Origin of the sequence: Niallia circulans NBRC 13626 (genome assembly GCF_001591585.1) — a bacterium.
GTDB classification, from domain to species: domain Bacteria; phylum Bacillota; class Bacilli; order Bacillales; family Cytobacillaceae; genus Niallia; species Niallia circulans.
This window is the reverse complement of sequence record NZ_BCVE01000002.1, coordinates 23,441-49,618: the sequence shown is the minus strand read 5'-3', so window position 1 is coordinate 49,618 and position 26,178 is coordinate 23,441. Positions and strand designations below refer to the sequence as shown.

Genomic DNA, 26,178 nt, shown 5'->3' with positions numbered 1-26,178 from the left:
TATGATTCAGACAAAAGTTATTTCGGAGAACGATAAAAATTTCGAGAACCATTTAAATAAAGCGTTAAAGGAATTGGGAAATCATGAAGTAATCGATATTAAGTTCGCTGTGAACAATGAACCAATAACAGAAGAGGGCATTTATACAGCCGTTATTTTATATAAAGCATAAGATTACGAATAATGCATCCTTTCTGGGATGCTTTTCTTGTCATGAAAAGTGGGGAGAAGTTATTTTGCTTTTCTAGCGTCAATAATAATGCCTATCAATTATATTTAATTTTCTTGTAATAATCGAATTTTAAAAAGGGGATTTGAGAAGAGAGCAGCTATACGTTAAGAAATTTAACTAATAGAGATATAGAGTTGGCAGAAAAATACTCCAAGTGAAATGGGCGAAAGCATAGATGGAAATTCTAAAGAACAAGAACGGGGGAGAGCTGCAATACCATGCATTATCGATATCCCTAAATCGATGGGAAGGTAATGATTATATTTTAATAGAGCATCTATTAGGGATAAAGGAAAAAGAAGGCATAATGGAGACGGATGATTATTTCAGGATATAATTTAAACGAAGAATTTATAGAAAATCTGAAAGATGAATTTAAAAAAAGCGATAATTAAATGTTTAGATCCTGTCTTGAATTAATGGATAATTACACAGATACTAATAAAAAATAATAAGGGAAGAGTTGTGATTGAGCAGCTTTTTTCTTATACAAACCCGAATAAAAGGTCTGGAGCTGTTTAATTATGAAAAAAATCCTTGCAACTTTTTTTATATTGGTTATTTTGGTTGGTTGTTCGAATGAAGGGAAAGAGACTGATGTGAAATCTGCTAATATTGGTTCTCTTGAAGAACAAATCACTACTGTGATGGCAGAACATCATTTAAGGGATAAAGAAGTTATTGATTATGATCTCAAAGATGATTTCATTTATGTTATTTTTAAAAACAAACATGAAAGCGGCAATACGCATCATCCTGATTTAGTCATTTTGAAGAATAAGGAAGGGAAAGTAAAATGGGCAGCGGGACCAGAGGATCGTACAGTATCTGTTGATAGCTCTATGATATTTGAACGCGAGGATGGACCATCTGTTACTCTTACGATGCCAACAGGAAATACAACTGTTAAAGAGGTAAAGGTGCTGGGTGAATCGGCCAAAGCAGTAACCTATCTAGAGCATTTTACTGATGATTTTTCAAGAGAATATACCTATTGGATTACTTATACAACGGAAAAACCTACGCATGAGGATATTGAAGTGATTACGGAATAGGGAATACCAAAGGAGAGGAAAAGGATTTAATTCGAATTGGACGATCGTCTTGCTATAAAGTAATATTGTATGATTTAATCATACAAATAACACTGCATGCCTCTATTGACATTGTGTATGTGAATTTTATGCCAATAGAAAAAAATAAATTTATGATTTATTTTATATTCTGGGTGTTTTTTCGTTGCTAATACAACATTAACTTTCTTTTGGGGATATGTTAACTATAATGAATGGAATCGTTGGTATACTATTTTATATCTATGCCAAATCTCTATATGCGCTAGCATTATTGATTCATATAGTGAGCAATAGACTCCCTAGTACGATAGAAGAGTGCATGAGCAGCGAGTAGAATAACGGCCTTTTTAATGAATCTTTTTTATATGAAAACTCGTATAAATGAGTATCTTAAAAATCGAGTGGAATCATATCTCGTCATTTCAATTCATTAAGCATTTAAAGATAATTCGAAAAATGGGAGAAAAAAATGGAACAGTTAAACAAAAATAAAGAAATGGAAAATCAAAAGCTGCTTAGAAAGAAATTAAAGAATATTGAAAAGTGGGAGAAAAACCAAAAAGGTTTGTTCTTTTGGGAAAAAATTGGAAGACTCCCATTTGTGCTGTTGGATAAATTGACACCGACATACATCCAAGAGAAAATACATATACTATTAGATGAAATTGCCGTATATATTGATAATGGCGGACAGTATCTAGTGGATAATGAGAAAACATTGTATAAAGTTAAAAAAGAATTATCGTTAAAGGAAGATGTGAAATTGGAAGATATAAAATATTTTCCGATTGATTCTATGGAACAGACAGCAGAAGCCTTTATCAAAAATCGTGCGAAAAATGCCCAACTTCAAGGGGCTACTACTGGTTTTGGCGGTATTTTTACACTAGCTATTGATATCCCCCTTATCTTTGGAATTACATTAAAAACCATCCAAGAAGTAGCATTAGCATATGGTTACGACCCTTCAGATAAGGAAGAGCGAATATTTATGATTAAATGTATGCAATTTACGTCTTCTGATATAGTTGGAAAAAGAGCCATTTTAAATGAATTGACCAATGCCTCTAAGGAGGAAGGTTTCGCACAGCTGCAAGGGTGGAGAGAGGTGTTTGCTTCTTATCGGGATAATTTTGGATGGAAAAAACTTTTTCAAATGATACCAGTAGCCGGAATGATTTTTGGTGCCTATACGAATAAAGCGGCCATAAAAGAGGTAGGAGAAGTTGCAAATATGCTTTATCAAAAACGGAGAATATTGGAAAGGATAAGCTAAATCGCTGGACAGTTAGAAATATAGGGGAGGAGAGGCAATAGAAAAGCCCCCTTGATGGGACAGAGGGCAGATTTTGAATTATTTTCTTTTCGATTCTTGGATGGATACATGTTTTGGCCTTTTTGGATAGGAAGCTTTTCCTGAATCATCTGGACCAGTAAGATTATTTCGTTGATCGAGAACCTTTCCCGTAAACTCAACTGGAATTTCCTTTTTCATCTTTACCACCTCCATTTAATAGGATGGGTAAAAATAAAAATCCAATGACAGGTAAATTTTCCATTTCCGATTTTAGCAGTAATCTCGATAGCGAGCAAAGAGGTATTGCTACTATTCACTTTATCTATTATTACAGGAAAAAAGAAACTAGCTCCAGTATGTTTTAAATACATGCTGGGGCTAGTCTCTTTTCAACTACTGTACCTTCACCTTCATCTTTTTCCTTTTTACAAACAGCCAAATAATAATAAATATTGCGATAGGGATTAATAAATAGTTCGTATATTGACCAAATACTTCGCCCGCTTTTTTCCATTGAGGTCCTAATTTATAGCCCAAATAGACATACATCGCTGTAATGGGAAGCATGGCTAAATAAGTATATATGATAAATTTCCATATATTCATTTTGGCCATTCCACAAGGAATCGAAATAGCCGTTCGGACTAACGGAATAAATCGTCCTAAAAAGGCGATACTTCCACCATATTTTTCAAAAAATTGATCCGATTTAGTAATATGTTCATCCTTTAAGAGAAAAAATTTCTTGAACTTCATAATTGCTGCTCTTCCGCCATAACGGCCTAATGCATATAAAGTGAGTGGTCCCAATACACCGCCGATCGAACCTGCAAAAATAGCCCCATATAAATTCATATCTCCTTCATATACCCAATAGCCAGCTAAAGGTAGTACCAGTTCTGCTGGAACAAATTCAAAAGTTAATGCAAGCATAATACCAAAATACGAAAGTCCTTTAAAGGCCTCTATCATTTGTAAAATCAAGTCTTCTATGGAAATCTCCTCCTATTATTTATGATAACGCAGAATTCAGACTATATCTTTATATGTAAGGCGAAAGTAAGTCCTTTACGTTATAGATTAAGTGTTATTGTTTTCATACCAATAAAGGAAAATTATACTATACAATTGTAAACCTGTCGAATGGGATTTAACATAGCAAAGAAGAGTGAGAAACAGTTATCTCAAAATTGCTATTGTTAATGTCAAAAAATAAAGTTTTAACGAAAGGTCCGAAGACAGAGGTATGGTGAGAGGAAAGATTTACAGCATAATACGTCATTAAGAAAGGGGATTTATATTAGCGATAGCCTGTTTAGGAGCATAGATTTGGAATAAGATGATGTAAATGAGAAGTATTAAAAAGCCTCCTTTTTAATGGTTAATAATAAAAATATGGCTCATATTAAATAGATAACATACCTAATAAAAGGAGCTAGATGGATGCAAAGTGTTAGAGCTAATCTAATCAAGTTTTTTACGCAACTGCCTATATTTTTACAAGCATTATTGAATAGCTGTTTGTTTCTTATAGGGATAACATTGAGTTTTCTTCTTATAAAAGAAACATGGTTTATCTTTTCCTATGTCGCTTTTGTAACAGAGGATGAAAGAGATTATTATTTATTTACTGAGGAACTGCTTACTTTCTTCTTATACTTCGAATTTATAGCTTTAATAATCAAGTATTTTGATTCGCATTTTCATTTTCCATTACGCTATCTCATTTATATTGGTATTACAGCTATAGTAAGATTAATTATTGTGGAGCATGATGCGCCCATTAATGCCTTCTGGTGGGCATTGGCTATTCTTATTTTGATTATTTCATTATTATTAACGAATTTAAGAATTCTCAAGAGAGATTATTAGTAATACTTTTGAAAAAATAAAGGAAGTAATTCTTTAATCAAAAAAATGGTGATGGATAATATGCTAAGCTTCTTGATTCACAATACCTTTGCAAAAAAGGTTAGGGGGAGCATTTTTACTCATAAATAGGAGAGAACACCATCTAAAGTTAATTAGAAGAATATCTATAGAAAAAATGGATGAGAATTTGGTTTTTGGTGGGAAACTCTCTCCATCCTAACTAAAAGATAGGATAGAGAGAGGAATAGTTATTTACCTTCGTTGTACTTTTTTAAATACTCTTTTACTTTATCAGCATCGGCGTTTAACTCATTGCCAGTCTCTACTAATGGACTTACGGTTGAAACTGCTTTAATTTTATTGCCTTGATAATAGTTAATAAAGTCGTCTTGATTAATAGAATACAATACTGCTTTTCTTAAATCATCACTATTCGCTACTTCTCTATTTTTCGTATTGAATAATAAGTAGGTTACACCGTTACTTTCTTGGCGTTGCAGGGTAAGCTTGCTATCTTCTTCCACTAGATTATATTTCGTTTCAGGTACTCCATTGAAAAGGTGAATTTCCCCATTTCGTAAAGAAGAAAGGGCGCTATCAGCATCTGCTATAAAGCGTACTTGAACAGTAGAAATTTTCGGCTCAAAATCGGTACCTTTTTGGTATGCAGGATTCTTTAAGAATACTGCTTCGTAATCATTTTTATAAGAAAGAATATAGGGACCGCTAGCAAATAATGTATTATTATATTTGTCGCCTTCAGTTACTGTATTTTGATCCCCATAAGGAATGTCTTTATTAATGTCAAAGGAAGCTACATCATACGTATTAATACTTTCTACTTGTTTCTTCGAAACGATACCTGCAGATTGATGGGCTAAATAATTTAAAACTTGGGGGAATGGCTCAGTAGTAGTGACTTTAACTACTTGATATTTGCCTTCCTTATTATTTGCATCTTTTTTATCAGAGACTAATTCCGTAATTTCCTTGTCAAGATTTTTTTCTAGTGCTGCTTTTATGGTTGTGCCGCTTCCAGCTTCTTTCGCATTTAATTTTGCTAAATCTGTCACAAGCTCCGTTGTTTTAATATGTTCATGAAGGCTGTATGTACGGTGATCCGGAACAGAATTTTTGTCTTTGGCGCGGTCAAGCGAGAAGATAACATCGTCTGCACCAACTCTTTCTCCAGTGTCAACAGCTTTCTTGTCTTTGATTTGTGCAAAGTTAATATCATCTCTTAGTAAGAAGTAATATTCAGAATTTCCATCAGCGATACTGTAATTATGAGATAGAGATCCTTCCGCAGTGACTTGGTCGTCATCTGTTAAATTAATTAAACGGACATACATATTTGTGTTTAATGTATTAATAGATCCATCATTTCCTTTAATCGGATCAAGAGATGTCAGTGTAGAAATAGCCTGTTGAACAATTAATGGATCCGTATTTCGTTTGGAAGTATCTTTAAAGTCAATTGTTTCCCAAGCGATTGCTCTAGATTTTGCAAGTCGAACAGTTGCTGGATCCAAGACTTCTTTATTTACTCCTTGGGCTTTATAAGAAATGTATAAAGGAGCGATATAAGCTTTATCAAATACTAGTTTTTGTTCTAATTCCTTATATGTTTCTTTATATTCATCCGGTGATTGCGTACTTGCCTTATCAATTAAAGTATCAATGTCTTCATCTGCTAAAATACTATAATCTCCGCCTGTTTTAAAGAGGGAGCGTACTGCATAATCTGGGTTACCTGTTACAGTCGTCCAGCTAGATACCGCAACATCATAATTTCCAGCATCTTGTTGCGCTTTGAAGCTCGCATAGTCTGGTTGAAGATTTAATTTAACATCAAATCCATTTTTTATTAATTGATCTCTTAAAATATTGATGTCAGACTCACTTGTGCTGCTGCCCAAGATTTCAATGGTAGGTTTTGCACTTGTTTTCCCATCATTCCCTTTGTCTTCCTCAACACTTGATTTCGTATTGACACATCCTGCCGCGACTAAAACAAAGACAAGCAAGAAGGCTAATAAACTCTTTTTCATGCAAAATTCCCCCTAAATATATTTTTTTATTAATCTAACTTAGGATCCAATGCATCTCGAAGACCGTCTCCCAAAAAATTGAAGGAAAGGACTAAGGCTATGATGCATAATCCAGGATAAATGGCAAGATAGGAATGGGATTCAAGATAGGCACTCCCGATTTTTAGAATATTCCCCCATTCTGGAATATGCGGTTCAACCCCTAATCCAAGATAGCTTAAACTGCTTGTAGCTATCACAGCACTGCCAATAGTAAGGGTTGACTTAACAATCATCGGTGCAAGCGAGTTTGGAACTGCGTGCCTAAACAGGATGGTAAAATTATTTGCTCCCAATGCTCTTGCGGATTCAATATATTCGAGATTCGTAATCATGAGAATATTTGCTCTCATCGTGCGTGCATATGTTGGGATAGATCCAACACTTAAAGCGATAATGAGGGTGATAGTGTTCGAACCGAATGCGGCAATAATGACAATTGCAAGTAAAATACCAGGAATAGCGTATAATACATCCAATAGTCTCATGATTACGTTATCTGCTCGATTACCATAATAACCAGCTAAGGCACCTAAGAAACCACCGACAAATAATGAAATAATAGTAGATAGAAACCCTACAGTTAATGAAATTCTTGCTCCAAAAATAATTCTAGAAAAAAGGTCTCTACCAAAATCATCTGTACCTAAAGGATAGGCAAGACTGGGTGTCTGAAGGATGGCACCGTAATTATTCTCCATTGCCATATCTTTATCGAATGTCAGATAACTGCATATAGATAAAGCAAACAGAAAAATAATAAAGAATAGGCCAAGCATGGCAGAAGCATTATTGGTTATTTTCCTCCACGTTGTATTCCATCCAGCTTTCCCAGATTGTTTTTCTTTTCTTAAATCACGCAAGAAATTTATTCCTAAAAGAAGGGCAAATAAGTTCCCTGATAGTGCAGTAAGGAACAAGATTAAAGAAAGTACGATAACTTTTGTAGCGTTTAAAGTACTTCTGTCTTTTTTGAATAGAAAATAAAAGACGTAAAGATAAAAAAAAGAAATCGCAATGAGAATATACATGCCTAGTAAAAACGTATCTGCAACATATGGTTTAAACAAATTTAAAGCAGAAACAGCAATCACAAAAAACTGTGTTAGTAGCATGTAAACAGCAAATATATAGTCAATTGATTTGTTTTCTTTAATTAGTAATAGTCCGGATGAAGCAGTAAATACATTCCCAACCAGTACACTTAATAACTGAAAATATCCCCATTTTCTTGTTGATTTTTGAATAGAGCCAAACTGCTTCAGGTTTTGTTTAATCTTCCATGTAATCAATACCTGTATGATTGATACGAATAGATAGGCAGCAAATGCACTTAAGAAAAATGGTTTAATCACAGCTGATGAATAATCAAAGCCATTAATTAAGAAAATGATGGTCAGAATAAGAGAAACGATTAAGGAAAAAACTGCTTGTGAATATTCTAAAGGTACTTTCTGTGCTTGTTTTCTTCGGTAATGTGGTGTATCTACCGTAGTATTAGACATCGTAACACCTGCTTTAATATTGTTTCATTTTCGTACGTATACGTGGGTCAAAGAATGCATACAATACGTCAATTAATAAATTTACTAGGGAAATCGTTATGGCAATATAAACCACTCCGCCCAAAATACTCGGAATATCAGGTATGAATTGCTTATCAACAATAAAGCTTCCTATTCCGCTAATATTAAAAACTTTTTCTGTCACAGCTGCTCCACCAAGCATTCCGCCAAACAATAGACCGATGACGGTAATGACGGGAATCATGGCATTAGTGACAGCGTGCCTCCATATTACAGTTGACTTGCTTAATCCCTTTGCCTTTGCGGTGATAATATAATCTTCATTAATAATCTCAAGGGTAGAAGAACGCATCATCCTGGCAATAGAAGCAGTAAGACCAGTTCCAAGAACGACTGCAGGCATGATAATGGAAATCCAATTATCAGGTACGTATGTAGCTGGAAACCATTTTAATTTAATCGAAAAATTAAGAATAAAGATTAACCCTTGCCAAAAATTTGGAATAGATAAACCGATTAAAGCAATAAACATAAAACTATAATCAAAAATAGAGTTAGGTTTAGTTGCTGAAATAATGCCTATAGGAATCGCAATAAGGATTGCCATAATAAGCGAAATAAAAGCAAGTGTAAATGTGATTGGAAACTTTCTTGCAATACTGTTTGCGACTTCCTCATTTCCTGTGTAGGAATTGCCTAAATCAAAGGTGAAAATTCCTTTAAAGGCTTGTATCAATTGGTGAAAATAAGACTGATCAAGACCATAGATATGATTAAAGTTGGCAATCTGAACTTTCGTTGCTGTTTCCCCAAGGATATTAACTGCCGGATCAAATGGTGAAAAATATAAAATAGTAAAGACAAGAAGTGTTACGCCAAAAATGACAAAAATGCTCATTATTAATCGCTCTAGGATGAACTTTAGATAGGGATTAATACAGATCAGCAAAAATACATACATCAGTAAACCAGGTAAAAACAAAAGGGAAATTATCTTTTTGTTTGTGATGAAAGCTAGGAAGGTTTCTGAAAAGGATACCTTCTTGTTTCCTAACGCAAGCATTTTTTCCTTGCTTCTTTCCATTATGTCCGTTTGAAATTGCTCATTCGCCCATTTTCTTGCTTCTTTATTTAGTTCAGAGGGTGTATGTGCTTGATTGAAAAATTGTACCTTCTTTTCTAGTTGTAAGCGAAATTTTTTATGTAAGCTTTCCCAATGCCCTTCTTTACGTAATTGTTCTTCTATTTCTTCCATAGATTTTTTTGAAGGATCATTCTGTTTCTTGAACAAATACAGGAACAAGGCGAAGAGTGTGAGAGGCAAGCCCAAAATATAGATTGCCCAGCGATAAACAGGTCTTTTTTGAAGCTTTATAAAGCTTTCTTGTACAAGATTACAGAATGCTCTAGTACGATTACTAACGTTGGTGCTTTTTACATGAACAGGTTCCAAAGTATTGTTTCCCCCCTTTTTCTTTAAATTGCATTATTCCGACCTGTATAGTATATTTTATTTGTAGATATCAGAAAAATCAATACATAGTTTGAAAGAAAACGAGAAATAAGAAAAAAGATAGTGGGGGAGATTATGGAAGTAGTATTAAAGGTTGATAATCTGAGAGTCTCATTTACTTCAAATGAACAAGAGCTTGAAGCGGTAAAGGGAGTTAGTTTTGATATTAAAAAGGGAGAGACATTAGGTATAGTTGGGGAGTCCGGTAGTGGAAAGAGCGTAACAGCTCGTTCTATTATGCGACTACTACCATCCCCGCCATCTCACTTGAAAAGTGGCGATATAACATTTTTGGGAGAAAATCTAGCAGAAAAAACGGAAAAAGAAATGGAAGGGATTCGCGGGAAGGATATTGGAATGATATTTCAAGATCCAATGACTTCTTTAAATCCTACGATTAAAGTTGGGAAGCAAATTGCAGAAGGGATTTCTAAGCATCAACGTCTGTCAAAATCACAAGCGAAAAATCAGGCAATGGAATTACTGCGGCTTGTTGGTATAAGGAATCCCGATGAAAGATTTAATCAGTATCCACATGAATTTTCAGGCGGGATGAGGCAGAGAGTAGTAATCGCAATGGCATTGGCTTGCCGGCCAACTCTTCTAATTGCAGATGAGCCAACTACGGCATTAGATGTTACCATTCAGGCTCAGATTCTTGCTTTGATGAAGGAGATGCAGCAGCGATTCGGCACTTCTATCATTCTAATTACACACGATCTCGGAGTAGTGGCAGGAATGTGTGATCGTGTTGTAGTGATGAAAGAAGGAGAAATAGTAGAGACTGGCACAACAGAGGACATTTTTGAGCAGCCCAAGCATGCCTATACAAAAAAGCTGCTAAATGCTTTACCAAGACTTGATGAGAAGAAGAAGGTGAAACGAAAAGTCAGTATAACTTCAGAAGCGCGTCTTCATCCAATCCTTGAGGTTAATTCATTAAACAAGCATTTTGATCTTGGCAAGGGGAAAATATTAAAAGCAGTAGATGACATTAGTTTTCATATCCATGCTGGTGAAACATTAGGGCTTGTGGGAGAATCAGGATCTGGTAAATCAACGACAGGAAGATCGATTTTACGCTTGCATGAGCCAACTAGTGGCGAAACCCTATTTCAGGGAATTCCTGTTAATCGACTAAATAAGAAAGAGTTGAAAATGCTTCGACGTCATATGCAAATTATTTTTCAAGATCCATATGCAAGTCTTAATCCAAGGTTCAAAGTTCTTGATATTATTGGCCAGGCGCTAGATATTCATCAGCTATATAAAGATCCCCATCACCGTTTAAAAAGGGTAGAAGCGTTATTAGAAATGGTAGGGTTGGAAGCTAGTCACGCTTACCGTTATCCACATGAATTTTCAGGCGGGCAAAGGCAAAGAATTGGCATTGCAAGAGCACTGGCAGTGGAGCCATCTTTCATCGTTTGTGACGAACCGTTATCTGCGTTGGATGTGTCCATTCAAGCACAGATAGTAAAGCTCCTAGAAGAATTGCAACAAAAACTGGGTCTTACGTATTTGTTTATTGCTCATGACTTAGCTATGGTGAAACATATTTGTGACAGAGTCGCTGTCATGTATGCAGGGAAAATAGTAGAAATTGCCGAAAGCGAAGAGCTTTATTCCAATCCTTTACACGATTATACGAAGGCATTACTTTCCGCCATCCCAATCCCTGATCCGAAGATAGAAAAAAATAAGAAAAAAATGGATCCAATAGATAATCGACAAGTTAAATATGAGGTGGAGAATACGCTCCTTAAAGAGGTTTCAGCCGGACATTGGGTAGCAATGCCTGTTTAGCATTGCTGCTCTGATAGGAAAATTCATAATATTATACACTTGAGGGACTCCTAATTCATTAGATAGCTTTCATAATTTCGATTTAAAAAATATAATCCATAAAGGTAGTAGACGTTTTTTGTTACATTATAGTTCCGCAAACTCTTCTAACTATAAAGGACAGTTTACCTAAACAAAAGTTAGAACTTAAAAATGTTTAGAAAAAATGGTATTCTTAATAAGTGATATAAATACATAAGAAGAAGGTTGAAAAGTAGTGAGAATAGGATTTTTTGATTCTGGGATTGGTGGAATGAGTGTTCTTCACCAAGCATTGCGGTTGCTTCCAAATGAGGATTACTTATTTTATGCAGATACCTTACATGTTCCGTATGGTGAAAAATCGAAAGAAGAAGTAAGAGATTATATTTTTAGTGCAGCAGACTTCTTAGCTGATCAAGGCATTAAAGCATTAGTGATTGCCTGTAATACGGCAACGAGTATCGCCGTAGACGATCTTCGCCATAAATATGATTTTCCTATTTTGGGAATTGAACCTGCCGTAAAACCAGCAATTCAAAGTTGTGCAGGAAAACAAAAAAAGGTATTAGTATTGGCAACTAATTTAACTCTTCAAGAAGAAAAATTTCATAATCTTGTCAGAAGTTTGGACCAACATGATATTGTTGACAGTTTAGCTCTTCCTGGTCTTGTCCTATTTGCTGAGAACTTTGAATTCAGGAAAGAGAAAGTAATTCCTTATTTAAAAGAACAATTGGCTTCGTTCGATATCACGCAATATGGAACAATTGTGCTTGGATGTACCCATTTCCCATATTTTGAAAACAGCATAAGAGCAATTTTCCCTGATAATACGAATATAATTTCTGGAAGTATGGGAACAGCAAAGAATTTAAAAAGAATTCTTGAAGAAAAGAATCTAATAAATAAAGAGGGAACTGGCGACGTTACATTTTTCCAATCAGGTATTAAGATAGAAGATCAAGAAACTTTATCAAAGTATAAAAGATTATTAGGAAAATTGGATAAAGTAATATCTTGATTAATTTCGAATAAATTTAGTCAACATAACAGGGTAAATTAATAGAAAGGTAAGCCAGTTTATTAGGCTTACCTTTAATCTTGTAGCTATTTTTGAACGGCTATTTTTCTTTTTGTGTAATCTTATGAGGTTCAGGAAGGAATATGTTTAAGATGGCTGCTCCTACTAAGATTATTATGGAAAAATAAAAAGAAATAGTATAACTACCTGTTTCGTTATAAAAGAAGCCTGGTAAATAGGCGCCCAATGCCGATCCTATTTGATGACTAAGAAATAGCCACCCTAAAATGAATCCAATGGAATATTCCTCAAAATACTGCGTTGCCAGCAATTGAGTTGGAGCAACAGTAGCAAAGTCGACCAATCCAAAGATTACTGCAAATATAAGTAATAATGCAGGATTGTGACTAGACAAGAGAATCCCAATAGATATTGCCCTCATTCCATATAATAGAAATAGCATTTTGCGGCTGCTCCAGCGGTCAGCTATTATACCAGATAGTAAGATACCAATAATATTAAACCCAGCAAGTATACTTACGGCAGCGCTAGTAACACTTGTTGAAAAACCATGATCATGCGAAAATGGTATAAGATGTGTATCCATTAATCCTGTGGTAGTAAAACCACAGATTGCAAAAGGTAAAATTAAAAACCAAAATTGTCTTTTTAGAAAGACATTACCTATGGAAGCGTTTGTGTCTAGAGTCTTTTTTGGAACTGTATCGTCTTCGGCAATTTCGCCGCCAATAGGAACTACCCCTTTTTCTCTAGGATGATTTCGCAAAAATAAAAGAACGATAGGAAAGACAAAAAGCACTAAAAAGACGCCTAAGATAACTACGGTCATTTTCCAATTTAGTAAATGGATCAGCAAAAGAGATCCAGGGACGAGAAGCATTTGTCCTGCACCAAAGCCAGCCTCCATAATTCCAAACGCAAGTCCACGTTTTTCGTTAAACCAATTGGTTACAACTACTGTGGCAGCTACATTGGATGCTCCTCCCACACCGAGAGAAACCATAATTCCATAGAGAAAGAATAACTGCCAGGGATGTGTTACGAAAGCTGTAAGAAAAATACTTATTCCTACTAGGAAAGTACTAAAGGATAAAATGAGACGAGCCCCCCATTTATCTACTAGTCTCCCAATAAGTGGTTGAGACAGCCCATAGATGACAAAACTCAAAGTAGAGATAAGAGAAATGGTTCCTCTATCCATGGAAAAATCTGTTTCCCATGGCTCAACAAATGCTCCAAATGAAAGGCGAACACCTTGAACGGCTAAAAAAGTCAAAAATGTAACAAAAACAATAATCCATGCGTAATGAAATGTTCTTTGCATATTTACCCCTCAAATAATAGTGATTAGCTTTTTTTAAGATCTAAATCCCAGCGTTCTTCTATTAAATCGGCTCCCCACAAAGACTTTTTCTCTTGTATTTCCATTATTTCAAATCCGAATTTTTTATATAGTGGTCTGGCTGTCACCATATCACTAACGGTCCAAAGAAAAATTCGTTCATAATCATGATCTTTACAGTATTGGATAAGAGCGTTAATAAGTTGGGTGCCGATTCCTTTTTTGTGAAAGGATGGATTTACTAAAAACCATCTTAACTGTCCTACTTTATTGCCATCATTCACTAAGCCAATACAGCCTGCAAATTCACGATTTATTTCTGCAATCCAGATTCTTTCGATATCAGCATGAAATGTCTCCTCAAGATAGGCTAAAAAACTATAATCCCATTTATGGACTTGATTATAAAATAACCATTGTTGTTTAATCATGTTGTTAATATCTTCTAAAGTATAATAACTTCTAATAGAAACGGCTTCCTCGTTTTTTTCGTTAAATGAGGCAGAAAGAATTTCTTGGATTGTACACATGGAGGCTATCAGCTTTTGCTGCTGTTCAGGGTTCAAAGATTCGCGTATGTATTCTACTTGCTGATTAGCTTTTTTCTCCAACTCTTTGTAAATCAATTCCCCATGACTGGTAACATATAAAAGATGATTACGGCCATCATCTTTACATTTTTGCTTATAAACCATTTTCTCTTTTTCGAATTTTTTGATAATTCTACTTACATAACCGCCATCTAAATCTAATCTTTCTTGAATATTTTTGGCTGTACAATTTTCTGTATTATAAATTTCAAAGAGAATACGAGTTTCTGTTAATGAAAAAGGGCTATTATAGATATGTTCATTAAGGAACCCTAAAACATCTGTGTAAAATCTATTGAATTTTCTGAATTCAAATCCAAACTTACTCTGCACATCTATCATTTTTAACACCTCATTTAATAGTATAATGTCATTATTTTCTTATTCTAGCCAAAATGCTTGCTTAAGTCAACTGTTTATCGAGCGTTATTTAAAAAAATTAAATAGGATATACAAATGTAGTAATAAAAACGTTCCTGTAGAGGTAGGAACGTTTTTGTTAAAGTAGATTCATTAAAAGAATTTCGATCAGCCGTCAAGTTCTTTCGACTTTCATTTTTCACCGTTCATGCTATTAGTTATGCTGTTTCGTGATAGATTGGTATGATGGATGGTATTTTTATAGGTGGCATTGGTATTTTCCTCATGATGGTAGTACTTTAAAACATCCGTGTCTTTGAGAATATTTCCAGTCAGAATACATAAGGCGGATTCTTCTTTATCAATTACCTGCTTAGAAACTAAATTGCGCAGTCCGGCAATTGTTGCCGCTGAAGCAGGCTCACAGCCAATTCCACTTTTATCAATCATAGCTTTAGCATCAAGAATTTCCTCATCCGTTACAGATATAGTAACTCCCTGTGTTTGGAATAGAGTTTGCAGCGCTTTTTTCCAGCTTGGTGGATTACCGATATTCAACGCAGAAGCACGAGTGTATGGAACAGGCTCAGGAATAAGTTCCTTTTGTTGTTGGGACACCATTTTATGAAACGGACTAGCACCTTCTGCTTGAACAACTGCCACTCGCGGCATTTTCTTTATTAATCCCAGCGTATATAAATCAGATAATCCTTTTCCTAATGCTGTTGCATTGCTTAAAGCACCACCAGGAACGATTATCCATTCAGGTAGTTCCCAGTTTAAATACTGTGCGATTTCATAAATAATACTTTTTTGTCCTTCTATTCTAAATGGATTGATAGAATTACAAACATATAATTCAAGTTCATTGCTATATTTTTCCAAAAAATGAATGCCGTCATCATAAGTCCCCGGAAAACTAAACACTTTTGCACCATAAGAAACTGTCTGCAGAACCTTATTTAAAGAGATATCTTTATCTGGGACGAACACATAAGAATCTGCGTTAGCAATGGATGCGTACATCGCTAAAGAAGAAGAAGTATTCCCGGTTGACGTACAAGTGAACTTCTTATACCCTAAGGAGTTGCCATGAGAAACAGCAACAGTCATGCCGTTATCTTTAAATGAACCACTAGGGTTCTCACTTTGTGCCTTGATATAAACTTGTTTAAGCCCTGTATAAGTTTGTAGTAATTCTGACGCATATAATCCTGTATTCCCTTCATATTTTGTGACAATAAAGTTATCAGGCAACTCAGGAAAGATTAACTCTTTGTATCTCCATACACCACTTGCATAAGGTGTCATCCGCTCAGAAAGACGTTCTTTAAATAAATGCTTTAATAAGTCAGCATCATAATGTTGAAAGTCATGCACAATATCAAGCAGACCGCCGCATGAACAATGATATACAAACTCGTTTGAAGTAGATTCTTTCTTACACTCAATACATACAAATTTCATCATTATTTGGGTATCTTGTAGATCCCATTCACCTCTTTAAAAGAAAATTTTTATTGCGAATTAGTTTTTGTAATTTTAGAATAAAAGAAAATAATAAATAAATCTAATATATATTTATTTGTCATTGATAACTTTTATCTATGAATCTAGAGGTGTAATATGAATCTTCACGCTTTGAAGCTATTTCACATTGTTGCTGAAAAAGGAAATGTTACTCGTGCTGCAGAGGAGCTGAATATAAGTCAACCTGCTGTAACAGCACAAATAAAAAAATTAGAACAAGAGATAGGGATGACTTTATTAGCTCCAAAAGGGAGGGGGATTTTATTAACGGAAGCAGGGATTGAACTTGCCAAACACGCTAAAAGAGTGTTTTCTCTTGAAGGAGAAATGGAAGTATATCTTGAACAATATAAAAATGGGTCGATCGGAAAGCTGCGCATTGTTGCAACCTATCTTCCAGCAAATTTCCTGCTGCCTAAATGGCTTGCAAAATATAAGCGAAGATATCCTGAGGTTGAAGTAGAATTAACTACTACTAATTCGCTTAAAGCGATGGATCAATTAATTAATTATCAGGCAGAAATAGCTTTCATCGGTGGGAAAAGAGAATTCCATCCATTTCTAACCAGAAGAGAATTATTTGAAGATGAAATGTGGTTTGTAGTGCACAAACACCATAAGTTTGCTTTAAAAAAGGTTACATTAGATCAAATTATGTGCGAGCCATTTGTATTTAGAGAAAAGGGCAGTTCTGCACGTGAAAAGTTGGTTTCGCTATGTACCATAAACAGCATTAATCAACCAACCGTCGGCTTACAAATTAATGGATTAAATGAAGCGATTAGGGTTGTCATGGAAGGTTATGGGGTTACTTTTGCCTCGTCTCTAGAAGTTAAAGAATATATTGCTCGTGGAGATTTAGCAAAGGTGAATGTAGAAGGGATTGAGTTAAAAAACCCTATCTCCATCTGCAGGAGAAGAGAAGATGAACTTTCAATGCCTGCCCAACATTTCATCCAAATGGTTATGAATGACGAGAATAATTAACTCGCAGTTAAAGAGGAAGAAGGATGGATGGAGTTGTGTTATTAATATAAGGGGGGAGAGAAAAAGAGTGAAAAAAAATAAAAGCAATGCGGAACATTACCTATGGGGAGATAATTGTGATGGATGGCATTTAGTGAAGAATCAAGATTTGAGTATAATTCATGAACGTATGCCTGCTCATACATCAGAAGTAAGACATTATCATCAACACGCGCGCCAGTTTTTCTATGTTTTATCAGGAGTAGCAACGATTGAAGTTGACGGCAAAGAAATAACGTTAAAACCGCACGAGGGATTAGAGGTTCCACCTTTAGTGCCACACCAGATGTTTAATAAATCAAATAATGAAGTAGAGTTTTTGGTGACTTCTCAACCGACAAGTAAAGGAGATAGGATTTTAGTGGATTAAAAGATTTATAATGAGCCTTCTCTAGTAGAGTATGGAGTAGAGAGAAATGGTTGATATACATTATTTAATAAGGAAAATTACGTTATGGAGGGTTGAAGCTTGAAACAGAAAACCTATATAGTTGGTGTATTAATATTGGGAATAGCAATAGTATTAGCTGCATTTATTTTAAGTGATAATTTTAAAAATTTAGAGAATAAAACCACTAATAAGCAAGCTATCCCTGTTTTAATGACAATCTCTCAACTTTCCGAATATCTTCAGATAAGTGAGGAAGCGATAGAAAAAATCATAAAGGAAGATGATTTGGAAAGGGCTAAATTAAGTAGTTATGATACATATCAATTTATTCCCTACTTAAAAATCGATAATCAAAAAAGATTTATGAAATCGGAAATTGATGAATGGTTAAAGTATAAGAATGATCAACATGAATAGACATTTTATTTCAATATGTTAAAATCTGCGAATTGGTTATTCATTAATCTAAGGAGGTTTCCCATCATTTTCTTTTTGCAAAATTCTTTTGAAAGTAACAGGCAAGATTGCTTTGAAAACAATAGATGGATTGATTAATGGAATAATGCCAATAAGGAAAAATACGCTCTTGTAAAAGGGGGAACTGAATTATATGGAGAATAACTCATTAAAAATAAAACAGATAGAAGAAGCTCTGCATAAATCTTGGTCTTTAGAATCAAGTTCAAAATGGAGTGAGGACAATCCAGCAAAGGGACATTGTGGTGTAACCACATTAGTAGTAAATGATATATTAGGTGGAGAAATTAAAAAAACTAAACTTCCTGATGGATGGCATTTTTATAATGTTTTGAATGGAAAACGATACGATTTTACAGCATCTCAATTTAGAGAAGCTATCGTATACTTAGATAGTCCTTCAAACAGAGAAGAAGCATATATGGATACAAATGAGAAACAGTATAATTATTTAAAACAAAGGGTTTTAAAAAACTTAGATATTATTTGAACTAATGATGCTTTCCTTAGAGTGTTTGGAAGATAGTTTCTTATGGTGTACAACGGAGTATGTCAGTTCCATAGGAAAAATTCAACATGAAAAACAATTATGGATTATATTGGTATATAAAGAGGAGAATTAGGATGATATTAGATTTAAAGGGAGATTCGCAAATGGATCCTATCGTGGGTATGCTATATTCCATGGTAGAAAATAATTATCAAAGACTCAAATCAATTGTGGCTGGTATGGATCAAGAGGAGCTAGAATATAAAGGTCCAAGTCAAAATGACAATAGTACGGCTCAATTGCTGAGACATTTAATGTATGTTGACTTAAATTGGGTCTATCGAATAAGAGGAAAGGTAATTCCCAAAGAACTTGAAGATAGATATGGACCAATGTTAGATAAAAATAATCAATTACCGCAAGTTACAGATATTTCATTAGAAGTACTTCTAAACGAATATGATTATGTTTTATCTTTGCTTAAATCTGTATGCTGCCAGCTAACGGATAAAGATTTACTTCAAACAGTGGAATATGAAGATGGAAACGATGCAACCATTCAATGGGGGATTTGGCATCTGGCGGACCATAACAGATATCATCAAGCACATATTAATCAATTGCGAAAATGGTTCAATACATACAATTAAAAGATTTATGTTCCATAAAGAGATAATAATAGTGGATTTCAATAGAAGAGGGTGGAAATAAAATAGATAATGGGTAAAGAGAACAAGCGCTAATTTAGTAGTGAAACCAATTCGTTTCATTAGTTCCATATTTTTTCAACTCTTAAACATTGGTAGTAGGAAAAATGGAGCAGGCAGAATACACATGGATTCCTTGGAAGCTGTTTTAGAGCCTGCAGGTGAAGAAAGACCGTGTCTTAAAACTTTAAAACCTATAAAAGTGAAGTGTATCCAATCTGCAGGGATTACCACCAGTTTTCTTTCTTAAAATAAATTACCCCGAACAGTTATACGAAAATTCTTCGTATAATTGTTCGTTTTTTTATTTGGTTGGAATATTATTCCCAAGAACCTTACAGTTACTTGTTCCCTTTTTCATATTCGCCTTTAAATCGGTATAATAGGAACGATTGTTCTAATTGTAAACCAACCTATCCACAAGAGAAAATCTCTACCGGATTAAAAACATAATAAAGCTAGCAAATAATATCAAAAAATATAATCGGTTATCCTCTAATATTATAAGTGAGGTGAGTAAAGTGTATCGCAAAGTAGCTCAAGATGTAATTTGTTTTCTAGAAGACTATTTGTTAGAAGATTGGCATTTAGAGGATTATGCATCAAAAATCGGTTATTCAAAATTTCATTTATCACGAATCTTTAAAGAGGAAACTGGATTGACGATAAGTGAATATATTCGAAAACGAAGACTGGCAACAGCAGCAATGCAATTATTATATTCAGATGAATCGCTAATTGACATTGCGTTTAAATTACATTTTCAGTCACAAGAAGCTTTCACACGTTCTTTTAAAGAGCTATATACAATGCCGCCAGGAAAATACCGCAGAGTAATGCGAATACTTCAAGGAATGGAGGAAAAAGTGATGAGTGATCATACAATAATTAAAGGATGGAATTTAAGCGGTTCAAACCCAGCATTATATGAAATGAGAACAGATGAACAAGTATTTCATACAGGTACGAAATCAGGCTTGCTGACTTCAAAAGCAGATATAGGAGAAGGACAATTTGGAACAATGATGCAAAGTTTTTCTGCAGATAATTGGAAAGGAAAACGTATTAAAATGTCTTGCTTTATAAAGACAGAAGAAGTTAGAAAGTGTGGAGTCTGGTGTCGAGTAGACAATGCTTTAGGCGATGTAATCCAATTTGATAATATGGACGATCGGCCGATAGAAGGTACAACAGATTGGAACTTTTATACGATAGTTTTAGATGTTCCGAAAGAAAGTAAATCGATCCACTTCGGAGTCCTGCTAACAGGAACAGGTAAAGTATGGGCTGATGGTTTTAAATTTGAAGAAGTAAATCTTTCTGTGCCATCGACAAATATGCTGATACGAGATACTTTACCACTAGAGCCAATTAATTTAGATTTTAATGAAGGCTGATGGATTTTTGTATTCGTTATTGATTTACTGCTACTTTCTAAACGTCACTAGGTTAATAGAAAAAAGCTTAATAAGAATATTCGATCTGCTGCATAATCAAAGGATATTTGAAATGGCTGAAGAATTAGAAGAAATGTTTTAAAACTATTAAAACTGACGCAAAGAAACAGAATTTTTTAATTTTCATTCAGTAATATTTTATAAAAACATTGCGAAGTAATAACTTAAATAGTAAGGTAGCAATTTTCTTATGCTAGCGCTAAGAAAATAAGTACTTTTGTAATGGAAAAATTGTAAAAGGTCATATTTATGAAGAAACACATTAAACTCCTTCAGTTTAATACAATTTTTTCTCGAATACTCGCTTATTCGCAGAACTTCGTACCCGTTAGATTAGGTTAACGGTGAAGGAGTATAGATAAGTGAAGATTTATAAATCTATGTGGATATACCTAATGTAGAAGCATAATTTAAGGCATCCAGTTAATAAAGCAGGATGCCTTTTTTTGCAGAAAGATATAACTTATACAGAATCAAGTACCTTTAATATCTTATTATATTCTTTAAAGCTAATACTTATCCGTGAAAATCTTATTCCAGTAGAACAGTTTGCTTTGCAAGAGGATGATCCAGTGTAACGAAAAATCAGAAAGTTTCTTCGATTAATAGCCTCTACTTCAAGTCTTGTTGAAAGAATGGTTCGTCGAGCATAAAAATACATCTGCCGTTCTTTTAAAAGTGTTTGTTAGATTTGTAGATTTGAAACAGAAGATAATACATACTCCTGGATGGCGTAACGAAATAGCTAAAGACATGAGGAAGCAGGTAGGCACAAAGAACTTCATTGAAACTTATTGTTATGATACTATTGAGGATTTCAGTTTCTTGTACAACAACACTATGAGCTTTGTCTAATTAGTCTAGAATGTTCTGACACGAAAAAGTGATTACCCGCAGTGGTTGGTGAGGAGAGTTCTATGAAAAGGCCAACTTGAACTTTATTAAAGGAACAAAGAGGATTAATTAAGTAAGATACGATTAAAAACGAATTATTACTTATTACGAATTATAATTTTATCCTAAGCTAAGAATAACAAAAAAACAAATAATGAGGTGAAACGATGCCTGAACATATTGAAGTTATTATAAGATCTATTACTTCTTTTGGACTTTTATTGATTGGTGCCCGAATATTAGGTAAACAAACTATATCGCAAATGACTATCTTTGATTTTGTTGCAACAATTTCAATGGGAGCAATATCAGCGAATTTAGCATTTAATACTTCTATAAAAGTACATCATACGATCATTGCATTTTCTATTTATGTAATCGTTATTTTTCTCATTGCGATATTGTCGTTGAAAAACAGGAAAGCAAGAAAATTTCTAGCTGGCGATCCAACTATTGTAATACAAAATGGTAAAGTTTTAGAAAAAAACATGAATAAAATGCGATATACAATAGATTATTTAAATCAACAACTTAGAGAGAAAGATGTGTTTAATGTAGAAGAGGTTCTATTTGCCATTATTGAGACGAATGGGTCGATGACAGTATTAAAAAAGCCACAATATAGGAGCGTAACTAGGCAGGATTTAATGGTGCAGGTGCTGCCTGAACATAGGCTGCCAATTGAACTCATTATGGATGGTGAAATAATTAAGGAGAACTTAGAACAAAATAATCTTTCCGATTCTTGGCTGCAATCAGAGTTAAGAAAACGTAATGTAACGAAAAATGAAGTGGTTTATGCAGTTCTTGCAGCGAATGGGAATATCTATATTGATACTTTTACAGATCATATTCATTCGCCTATTGACAAAGAATAGTAATGATAAAAGAGCTAGTTATCGTTGGAATTATATTATGCAGATATAGTATTTTCTAGTTTGTTGAAAAACGTATCTGGCACTAACTAGACATGCTCAAAAAAAGGTAATTAACGTATATTGTTGATAACTACCTTTTAGGAGAGATGTGCTTTGTACAATTATAATGGTCTGTATTTGAATCACTTCATTAACAGTGGTAATTATGTGATGCCCTACGTTTATCCAAGTACAAATGGGTATAGAAATAATCGTTATGCAGCTCGGGCTAAATCCTTTTCTAGAGAAGAAGCGGCAGCAATTGCTTTACTTTTAGGTATTGATTTCAATAAAAGTATGTTTGATTTAGATGAGTTCTGGATGGGAGTAATTACAGAGCTTGAACATGGAAAAATATCTAGTCAAACAAATGTCACAGATGATGATCCTATTATTACTGGAAAGATTGCATTAGCTCATCTTAATGAGTTCCCTGATTACTACAAAAGATTAAAGGCACTGGAAGAGGAAGCTAAAGCTTATTGGAATAAATGATGAAGCTGAAGCTTATATTGCAAAACGAAATAGCCAAATTGTAAAGATGAATAATCGTTCATAAAATTAATTAGTTCCAAAAAATAAAGCAGCTTGAAGACAAGATAATTCCTATTGGTATCAGGGCAACAGCGTGAACTACACGAGGGTTTAGCATTGATTTAGTAGTAAGATACGTGTATTCACGCTGTTGGTATTAGAAATAAACCTTCATGAAACTGCAGCCTTAAAAAATGAGAATGAATATAAGAATCTTTCTTTAGTATTTCTGTTTAATTATTGGAATTTATTTAGAAGCTAGAATAATTATATCCTAAATTCTCTCAATATCTGAATATATTATTTGGCTGACTGAGTGTCTTTTTGAATGGAGCGAATTGTTTCGGCTATACCTACTTCAAATGAAGTTTGGATTAAGGAACCAATTGTCTTTTTATACTTGCTGCCATCTAAGTAAACAGGAGTTTCTGTTAAATAAGACATTTCAACCATCTCTTTCATGACAGGGCTGAATATTCCAATCAGCTTTAACATATATCTTGTTAAGGGGATTACCGGAGCAGATTTTCCTGCTGTAGATTGAGCTATCTGGATAAGTCTCTTGCCGGTTATAGTGTTTCCTGGGATATTCCAGTTTTGTCCGTATGCATCATTATTCATAGCAAGTTCTATTATCATTTTTGCCGCATCGGGTAGATATACATACTCTCTTGGAATAGAAAGAGAACCAATATAAGAAGATATTTTTCCTTTCGCTATATTTACCAACGTCATCCCTAAATAGGAGTTGAAATTTGTTGTAGGGCCATAATAATCTGGAAGTCTTATAATCATTGTTTCGGCCTTTATCCACTCATTACTGAAAATTAGTTTTTCTAATTCAAGTTTAACTTTTCCCTTCTTTGTATGGGGGTTTTTAGGATGTTCCTCATCGACTAATGGGGTTCTGGCTTTTCCATAGGGATATATTCCATCAATAAATACGATTTTTTTGCTAAGTTTATCTGCAGCAGTCATGACAGCCTTTCCTAAAGGGATTTGAGAATGATGCATTTCCACATATGGAACAGCTGCACATTGAAAAATTACATCAGCATCTTTAGCAGCATCATAAATACTGTTATAGTCAAAGGCATTTCCTGATTCCAATGTCAATAAATGGCTATTACCCAATTTTTCTTTTAAGCTATGAAGTTTTTCCATAGATCTACCAAAAGCTATCGTTTTAATTCCTCTATTTAGTAATTCCTCTGTAATGGCAGCTCCAGTACCGCCGGTTGCACCTAATACAATAACATTTTTCATAATAAGTTCAGCCTTTCTATTTTATTTAGTGATTGATCAATAACTATTTTTTAATAAAATAGACGATAGTTAGTCGTCTATTTCCATTAATTTTGGCAAATTTAAAGCTAGGGATATGTTACACAGCATTCCACGGGCTAAAAATAATAAAGTTTTTTCAGAGGGGTTAGAGACACCAGCTGTTTGAAAGGCTGTATATACGATGGATTGTATCTTTAAAAACTCCTCTTGCATAAGCGTAACGATATTAGTTTCTCTTATTGTTTGAGCCTGCATTTGCAGCAAGATTTCATTTTCATAATTCCTCATAATTTCTTCATAAGCCTGAATAAGTTCTATTTCTAGATTTTCTACAGAAGCAGATTGGATAACTTGTGAAAAAGCAGCTTGAATTCTAGACCACGATAATTTTAAGGCTTCTTCTAGTAATAGTTCTTTTGAAGAAAAAAAACGGAATATATAGGGCTGAGAAATCTCTGCTTTATTTGCAACCTTCATTGTTGTTGCCCGGTAATATCCTTCTTGCGCAAACACTTCAATGGCAGCAGATAAAATTTCATCTCGGCGATTACTCATATTTTGCTTTTCTTTCAAAAAACTCCCACCTTTTAGTTAGTGATTAATCAATTACTAACTAAAATATAATAGATAATTTTTAAAAAATCAAGCGTAAAAAAATAAAATTTTGTTTTTTGCACCTAGGGAGTGAATTCTAAAAAAGTGGACTTAGCTTAATTTAAGTTGAATAAAAAACATTCATACATAGAGAACTAGATTTATTAAGAAAAGTGAATAGCTTATTAATTTCTCTACAAACTACTTAAAGAATAATAAATTTAAGGATGGTAATGCATAAATGGGAGATATTTTTTTATTACTATACTGAAGAGTATTGTAATATATATTTTAGCATTATTTCTCAGTCGAAAAATCGGTACCAGATTTATATCACAGATGAATTTTGTTGATTTTGTTATGGCAGTTTCAATGGGGTCATTAATTGCAAATGATTTTATTAATGAAGATTTTCCTACACTATCAGCCACCACTGCTTTTATAATGTTTGCTATCTTAACAGTATTATCTAGTTATTTAGGCTTGAAAAGTTGGAAGTTAAGGAAATTAATCAATTCTGAATCAGTTACATTGGTTAAAAACGGGATAATTGTGTATGAGAATATGAAGCAAATGAAGTTAACGATAAATGAATTAATGATGAAATTAAGGTCGAAAGATGTTTTTCATATTGCCGATGTAGAATTTGCCATACTGGAAACTGACGGTAGTTTATCTGTATTGCTCAATTCAAATAAGCGACCACTTACGCCTTTTGATATACACATTCAAACAACAAGTTCAATTATCAAAAAAGATATTATCATTGATGGAGAATTATTGGAGGAAAACTTAACAACTGCTGGTTTAGATAAGGAATGGTTGACAGCTGAATTTAGGAAGCAAAAAATTAAGAGTTGTTCAGAGATTTTCTATGCGGGAGTAGATAATACTAATAATTTGTATATATCTAAGAAGAATATTTCTAGTAAAGAAGCACATGGAAAATAGAGCAATTTGATCTCAGCAGATTGGGTACTGTCACCAAAAGGCTAGGGTAAAAGACCAACTTTTGGGAGAAACTAGCGTGAAGCTCTTTTTTATTTAGACGTCTGCCTATTCTATTATAAAAGGAAGAGATAGTTTGATTTTTAGCTAAACTATTTA

General features: G+C 34.0%; 27 protein-coding genes. 17 read left to right on the top strand and 10 right to left on the bottom strand.

The window, feature by feature from the left end; all coding sequences use genetic code 11:
- Position 1 precedes the first annotated feature (1 nt).
- From BCI01S_RS24590 to BCI01S_RS02695, 4 genes are all read left to right on the top strand, one after another.
- The gene (locus tag BCI01S_RS24590) at positions 2-172 is read left to right on the top strand and encodes a sporulation protein Cse60 (RefSeq protein WP_082138201.1); all 171 of its coding nucleotides are present in this window, start codon (positions 2-4) and stop codon (positions 170-172) included.
- Between the two features lie 235 nt (positions 173-407).
- Complete coding sequence (locus tag BCI01S_RS25150) at positions 408-569, top strand: hypothetical protein (RefSeq protein WP_156485382.1); 162 nt, start codon at positions 408-410, stop codon at positions 567-569.
- Between the two features lie 187 nt (positions 570-756).
- Positions 757-1,287: a hypothetical protein gene (locus BCI01S_RS02700; RefSeq protein ID WP_061796625.1), complete on the top strand. Its 531-nt coding sequence runs from the start codon at positions 757-759 to the stop codon at positions 1,285-1,287.
- A gap of 517 nt (positions 1,288-1,804) precedes the next feature.
- Positions 1,805-2,584, top strand: coding sequence for an EcsC family protein (locus BCI01S_RS02695; protein ID WP_047940280.1), 780 nt, complete (start codon positions 1,805-1,807; stop codon positions 2,582-2,584).
- 78 nt (positions 2,585-2,662) lie between these two features.
- On the opposite strand, the gene BCI01S_RS25145 is transcribed toward BCI01S_RS02695, so the two are convergent.
- Positions 2,663-2,803, bottom strand: coding sequence for a hypothetical protein (locus BCI01S_RS25145; RefSeq protein WP_156485381.1), 141 nt, complete (start codon positions 2,801-2,803; stop codon positions 2,663-2,665).
- Positions 2,804-2,998: 195 nt separating this feature from the next.
- Entirely contained in the window at positions 2,999-3,598 is a 600-nt protein-coding gene (locus BCI01S_RS02690) for a DedA family protein (protein ID WP_047940087.1), read from the bottom strand.
- 450 nt (positions 3,599-4,048) lie between these two features.
- On the opposite strand from BCI01S_RS02690, the gene psiE reads away from it, so the two are divergent.
- Positions 4,049-4,477 (top strand): phosphate-starvation-inducible protein PsiE, encoded by a 429-nt coding sequence (gene psiE / locus BCI01S_RS02685; RefSeq protein WP_047940088.1) that lies wholly within the window; start codon positions 4,049-4,051, stop codon positions 4,475-4,477.
- Positions 4,478-4,725: 248 nt separating this feature from the next.
- Here psiE and BCI01S_RS02680 read toward each other — a convergent pair whose 3' ends face one another.
- From BCI01S_RS02680 to BCI01S_RS02670, 3 genes are read right to left on the bottom strand one after another with little or no spacing between them, the layout of a single operon-like run.
- Positions 4,726-6,528: an ABC transporter substrate-binding protein gene (locus tag BCI01S_RS02680; protein WP_047940090.1), complete on the bottom strand. Its 1,803-nt coding sequence runs from the start codon at positions 6,526-6,528 to the stop codon at positions 4,726-4,728.
- Positions 6,529-6,557: 29 nt separating this feature from the next.
- Positions 6,558-8,072 (bottom strand): ABC transporter permease, encoded by a 1,515-nt coding sequence (locus BCI01S_RS02675; protein WP_047940091.1) that lies wholly within the window; start codon positions 8,070-8,072, stop codon positions 6,558-6,560.
- A gap of 13 nt (positions 8,073-8,085) precedes the next feature.
- Complete coding sequence (locus BCI01S_RS02670; RefSeq protein WP_061796621.1) at positions 8,086-9,546, bottom strand: ABC transporter permease; 1,461 nt, start codon at positions 9,544-9,546, stop codon at positions 8,086-8,088.
- A 135-nt stretch (positions 9,547-9,681) separates the two neighbouring features.
- Between BCI01S_RS02670 and BCI01S_RS02665 the strand changes: the two genes are divergently transcribed.
- Together BCI01S_RS02665 and murI are read left to right on the top strand one after the other, a co-directional pair.
- Positions 9,682-11,412, top strand: a complete 1,731-nt coding sequence (locus BCI01S_RS02665) for an ABC transporter ATP-binding protein (protein WP_047940092.1) — start codon at positions 9,682-9,684, stop codon at positions 11,410-11,412.
- Positions 11,413-11,668: 256 nt separating this feature from the next.
- A complete protein-coding gene (gene murI, locus BCI01S_RS02660; RefSeq protein WP_047940093.1) occupies positions 11,669-12,454 on the top strand; it encodes a glutamate racemase in 786 nt (261 codons plus the stop codon).
- A gap of 100 nt (positions 12,455-12,554) precedes the next feature.
- Here murI and BCI01S_RS02655 read toward each other — a convergent pair whose 3' ends face one another.
- The 3 genes from BCI01S_RS02655 to thrC form a co-directional block, all read right to left on the bottom strand.
- Positions 12,555-13,799 (bottom strand): MFS transporter, encoded by a 1,245-nt coding sequence (locus BCI01S_RS02655; RefSeq protein ID WP_061796619.1) that lies wholly within the window; start codon positions 13,797-13,799, stop codon positions 12,555-12,557.
- Between the two features lie 23 nt (positions 13,800-13,822).
- Positions 13,823-14,749 (bottom strand): bifunctional helix-turn-helix transcriptional regulator/GNAT family N-acetyltransferase, encoded by a 927-nt coding sequence (locus tag BCI01S_RS02650; RefSeq protein WP_061796617.1) that lies wholly within the window; start codon positions 14,747-14,749, stop codon positions 13,823-13,825.
- 210 nt (positions 14,750-14,959) lie between these two features.
- A complete protein-coding gene (thrC, locus tag BCI01S_RS02645; protein ID WP_061796857.1) occupies positions 14,960-16,234 on the bottom strand; it encodes a threonine synthase in 1,275 nt (424 codons plus the stop codon).
- Between the two features lie 159 nt (positions 16,235-16,393).
- On the opposite strand from thrC, the gene BCI01S_RS02640 reads away from it, so the two are divergent.
- The 9 genes from BCI01S_RS02640 to BCI01S_RS25730 all read left to right on the top strand — a co-directional run bounded on the left by BCI01S_RS02640 (position 16,394) and on the right by BCI01S_RS25730 (position 23,151).
- A complete protein-coding gene (locus BCI01S_RS02640; protein ID WP_047940096.1) occupies positions 16,394-17,284 on the top strand; it encodes a LysR family transcriptional regulator in 891 nt (296 codons plus the stop codon).
- Between the two features lie 67 nt (positions 17,285-17,351).
- Positions 17,352-17,693, top strand: a complete 342-nt coding sequence (locus BCI01S_RS02635) for a cupin domain-containing protein (RefSeq protein WP_047940097.1) — start codon at positions 17,352-17,354, stop codon at positions 17,691-17,693.
- 99 nt (positions 17,694-17,792) lie between these two features.
- Complete coding sequence (locus BCI01S_RS02630) at positions 17,793-18,131, top strand: helix-turn-helix domain-containing protein (RefSeq protein ID WP_061796614.1); 339 nt, start codon at positions 17,793-17,795, stop codon at positions 18,129-18,131.
- Positions 18,132-18,324: 193 nt separating this feature from the next.
- Entirely contained in the window at positions 18,325-18,681 is a 357-nt protein-coding gene (locus tag BCI01S_RS02625; RefSeq protein WP_061796612.1) for a YunG family protein, read from the top strand.
- Between the two features lie 134 nt (positions 18,682-18,815).
- Positions 18,816-19,331, top strand: a complete 516-nt coding sequence (locus BCI01S_RS02620; RefSeq protein ID WP_172885232.1) for a DinB family protein — start codon at positions 18,816-18,818, stop codon at positions 19,329-19,331.
- 578 nt (positions 19,332-19,909) lie between these two features.
- Complete coding sequence (locus BCI01S_RS02615) at positions 19,910-20,785, top strand: helix-turn-helix transcriptional regulator (RefSeq protein WP_061796611.1); 876 nt, start codon at positions 19,910-19,912, stop codon at positions 20,783-20,785.
- A gap of 506 nt (positions 20,786-21,291) precedes the next feature.
- Complete coding sequence (locus tag BCI01S_RS26135) at positions 21,292-21,423, top strand: hypothetical protein (protein WP_268874789.1); 132 nt, start codon at positions 21,292-21,294, stop codon at positions 21,421-21,423.
- 483 nt (positions 21,424-21,906) lie between these two features.
- Complete coding sequence (locus tag BCI01S_RS02610) at positions 21,907-22,617, top strand: DUF421 domain-containing protein (RefSeq protein ID WP_061796609.1); 711 nt, start codon at positions 21,907-21,909, stop codon at positions 22,615-22,617.
- A gap of 153 nt (positions 22,618-22,770) precedes the next feature.
- Positions 22,771-23,151 carry a DUF5661 family protein gene (locus tag BCI01S_RS25730; protein ID WP_235844431.1) on the top strand — a complete coding sequence of 127 codons (381 nt, stop codon included), beginning with the start codon at positions 22,771-22,773 and terminating at the stop codon, positions 23,149-23,151.
- Between the two features lie 339 nt (positions 23,152-23,490).
- On the opposite strand, the gene BCI01S_RS02600 is transcribed toward BCI01S_RS25730, so the two are convergent.
- Both BCI01S_RS02600 and BCI01S_RS02595 read right to left on the bottom strand, forming a co-directional pair.
- On the bottom strand, positions 23,491-24,456 hold the full coding sequence (locus BCI01S_RS02600; RefSeq protein ID WP_061796607.1) for an NAD-dependent epimerase/dehydratase family protein: 966 nt from the start codon (positions 24,454-24,456) through the stop codon (positions 23,491-23,493).
- A 69-nt stretch (positions 24,457-24,525) separates the two neighbouring features.
- A complete protein-coding gene (locus BCI01S_RS02595) occupies positions 24,526-25,032 on the bottom strand; it encodes a TetR/AcrR family transcriptional regulator (RefSeq protein ID WP_061796851.1) in 507 nt (168 codons plus the stop codon).
- Between the two features lie 399 nt (positions 25,033-25,431).
- Here BCI01S_RS02595 and BCI01S_RS02590 point away from each other — a divergent pair, with 399 nt between their 5' ends.
- Positions 25,432-26,022, top strand: a complete 591-nt coding sequence (locus BCI01S_RS02590) for a DUF421 domain-containing protein (protein ID WP_235844430.1) — start codon at positions 25,432-25,434, stop codon at positions 26,020-26,022.
- Positions 26,023-26,178 lie beyond the last annotated feature (156 nt).

What these genes read in the sequence shown, in the direction of transcription:
- BCI01S_RS24590 (WP_082138201.1), top strand. Translation starts at nt 2, where the DNA reads ATGATTCAGACAAAAGTTATTTCGGAGAACGATAAAAATTTCGAGAAC.
- BCI01S_RS25150 (WP_156485382.1), top strand. Translation starts at nt 408, where the DNA reads ATGGAAATTCTAAAGAACAAGAACGGGGGAGAGCTGCAATACCATGCA.
- BCI01S_RS02700 (WP_061796625.1), top strand. Translation starts at nt 757, where the DNA reads ATGAAAAAAATCCTTGCAACTTTTTTTATATTGGTTATTTTGGTTGGT.
- BCI01S_RS02695 (WP_047940280.1), top strand. Translation starts at nt 1,805, where the DNA reads ATGGAAAATCAAAAGCTGCTTAGAAAGAAATTAAAGAATATTGAAAAG.
- BCI01S_RS25145 (WP_156485381.1), bottom strand. Translation starts at nt 2,803, where the DNA reads ATGAAAAAGGAAATTCCAGTTGAGTTTACGGGAAAGGTTCTCGATCAA.
- psiE (WP_047940088.1), top strand. Translation starts at nt 4,049, where the DNA reads ATGCAAAGTGTTAGAGCTAATCTAATCAAGTTTTTTACGCAACTGCCT.
- BCI01S_RS02680 (WP_047940090.1), bottom strand. Translation starts at nt 6,528, where the DNA reads ATGAAAAAGAGTTTATTAGCCTTCTTGCTTGTCTTTGTTTTAGTCGCG.
- BCI01S_RS02675 (WP_047940091.1), bottom strand. Translation starts at nt 8,072, where the DNA reads ATGTCTAATACTACGGTAGATACACCACATTACCGAAGAAAACAAGCA.
- BCI01S_RS02665 (WP_047940092.1), top strand. Translation starts at nt 9,682, where the DNA reads ATGGAAGTAGTATTAAAGGTTGATAATCTGAGAGTCTCATTTACTTCA.
- BCI01S_RS02655 (WP_061796619.1), bottom strand. Translation starts at nt 13,799, where the DNA reads ATGCAAAGAACATTTCATTACGCATGGATTATTGTTTTTGTTACATTT.
- BCI01S_RS02650 (WP_061796617.1), bottom strand. Translation starts at nt 14,749, where the DNA reads ATGATAGATGTGCAGAGTAAGTTTGGATTTGAATTCAGAAAATTCAAT.
- thrC (WP_061796857.1), bottom strand. Translation starts at nt 16,234, where the DNA reads ATGAAATTTGTATGTATTGAGTGTAAGAAAGAATCTACTTCAAACGAG.
- BCI01S_RS02640 (WP_047940096.1), top strand. Translation starts at nt 16,394, where the DNA reads ATGAATCTTCACGCTTTGAAGCTATTTCACATTGTTGCTGAAAAAGGA.
- BCI01S_RS02625 (WP_061796612.1), top strand. Translation starts at nt 18,325, where the DNA reads ATGGAGAATAACTCATTAAAAATAAAACAGATAGAAGAAGCTCTGCAT.
- BCI01S_RS02620 (WP_172885232.1), top strand. Translation starts at nt 18,816, where the DNA reads ATGATATTAGATTTAAAGGGAGATTCGCAAATGGATCCTATCGTGGGT.
- BCI01S_RS02610 (WP_061796609.1), top strand. Translation starts at nt 21,907, where the DNA reads ATGCCTGAACATATTGAAGTTATTATAAGATCTATTACTTCTTTTGGA.
- BCI01S_RS02600 (WP_061796607.1), bottom strand. Translation starts at nt 24,456, where the DNA reads ATGAAAAATGTTATTGTATTAGGTGCAACCGGCGGTACTGGAGCTGCC.
- BCI01S_RS02595 (WP_061796851.1), bottom strand. Translation starts at nt 25,032, where the DNA reads ATGAGTAATCGCCGAGATGAAATTTTATCTGCTGCCATTGAAGTGTTT.
- BCI01S_RS02590 (WP_235844430.1), top strand. Translation starts at nt 25,432, where the DNA reads ATGGCAGTTTCAATGGGGTCATTAATTGCAAATGATTTTATTAATGAA.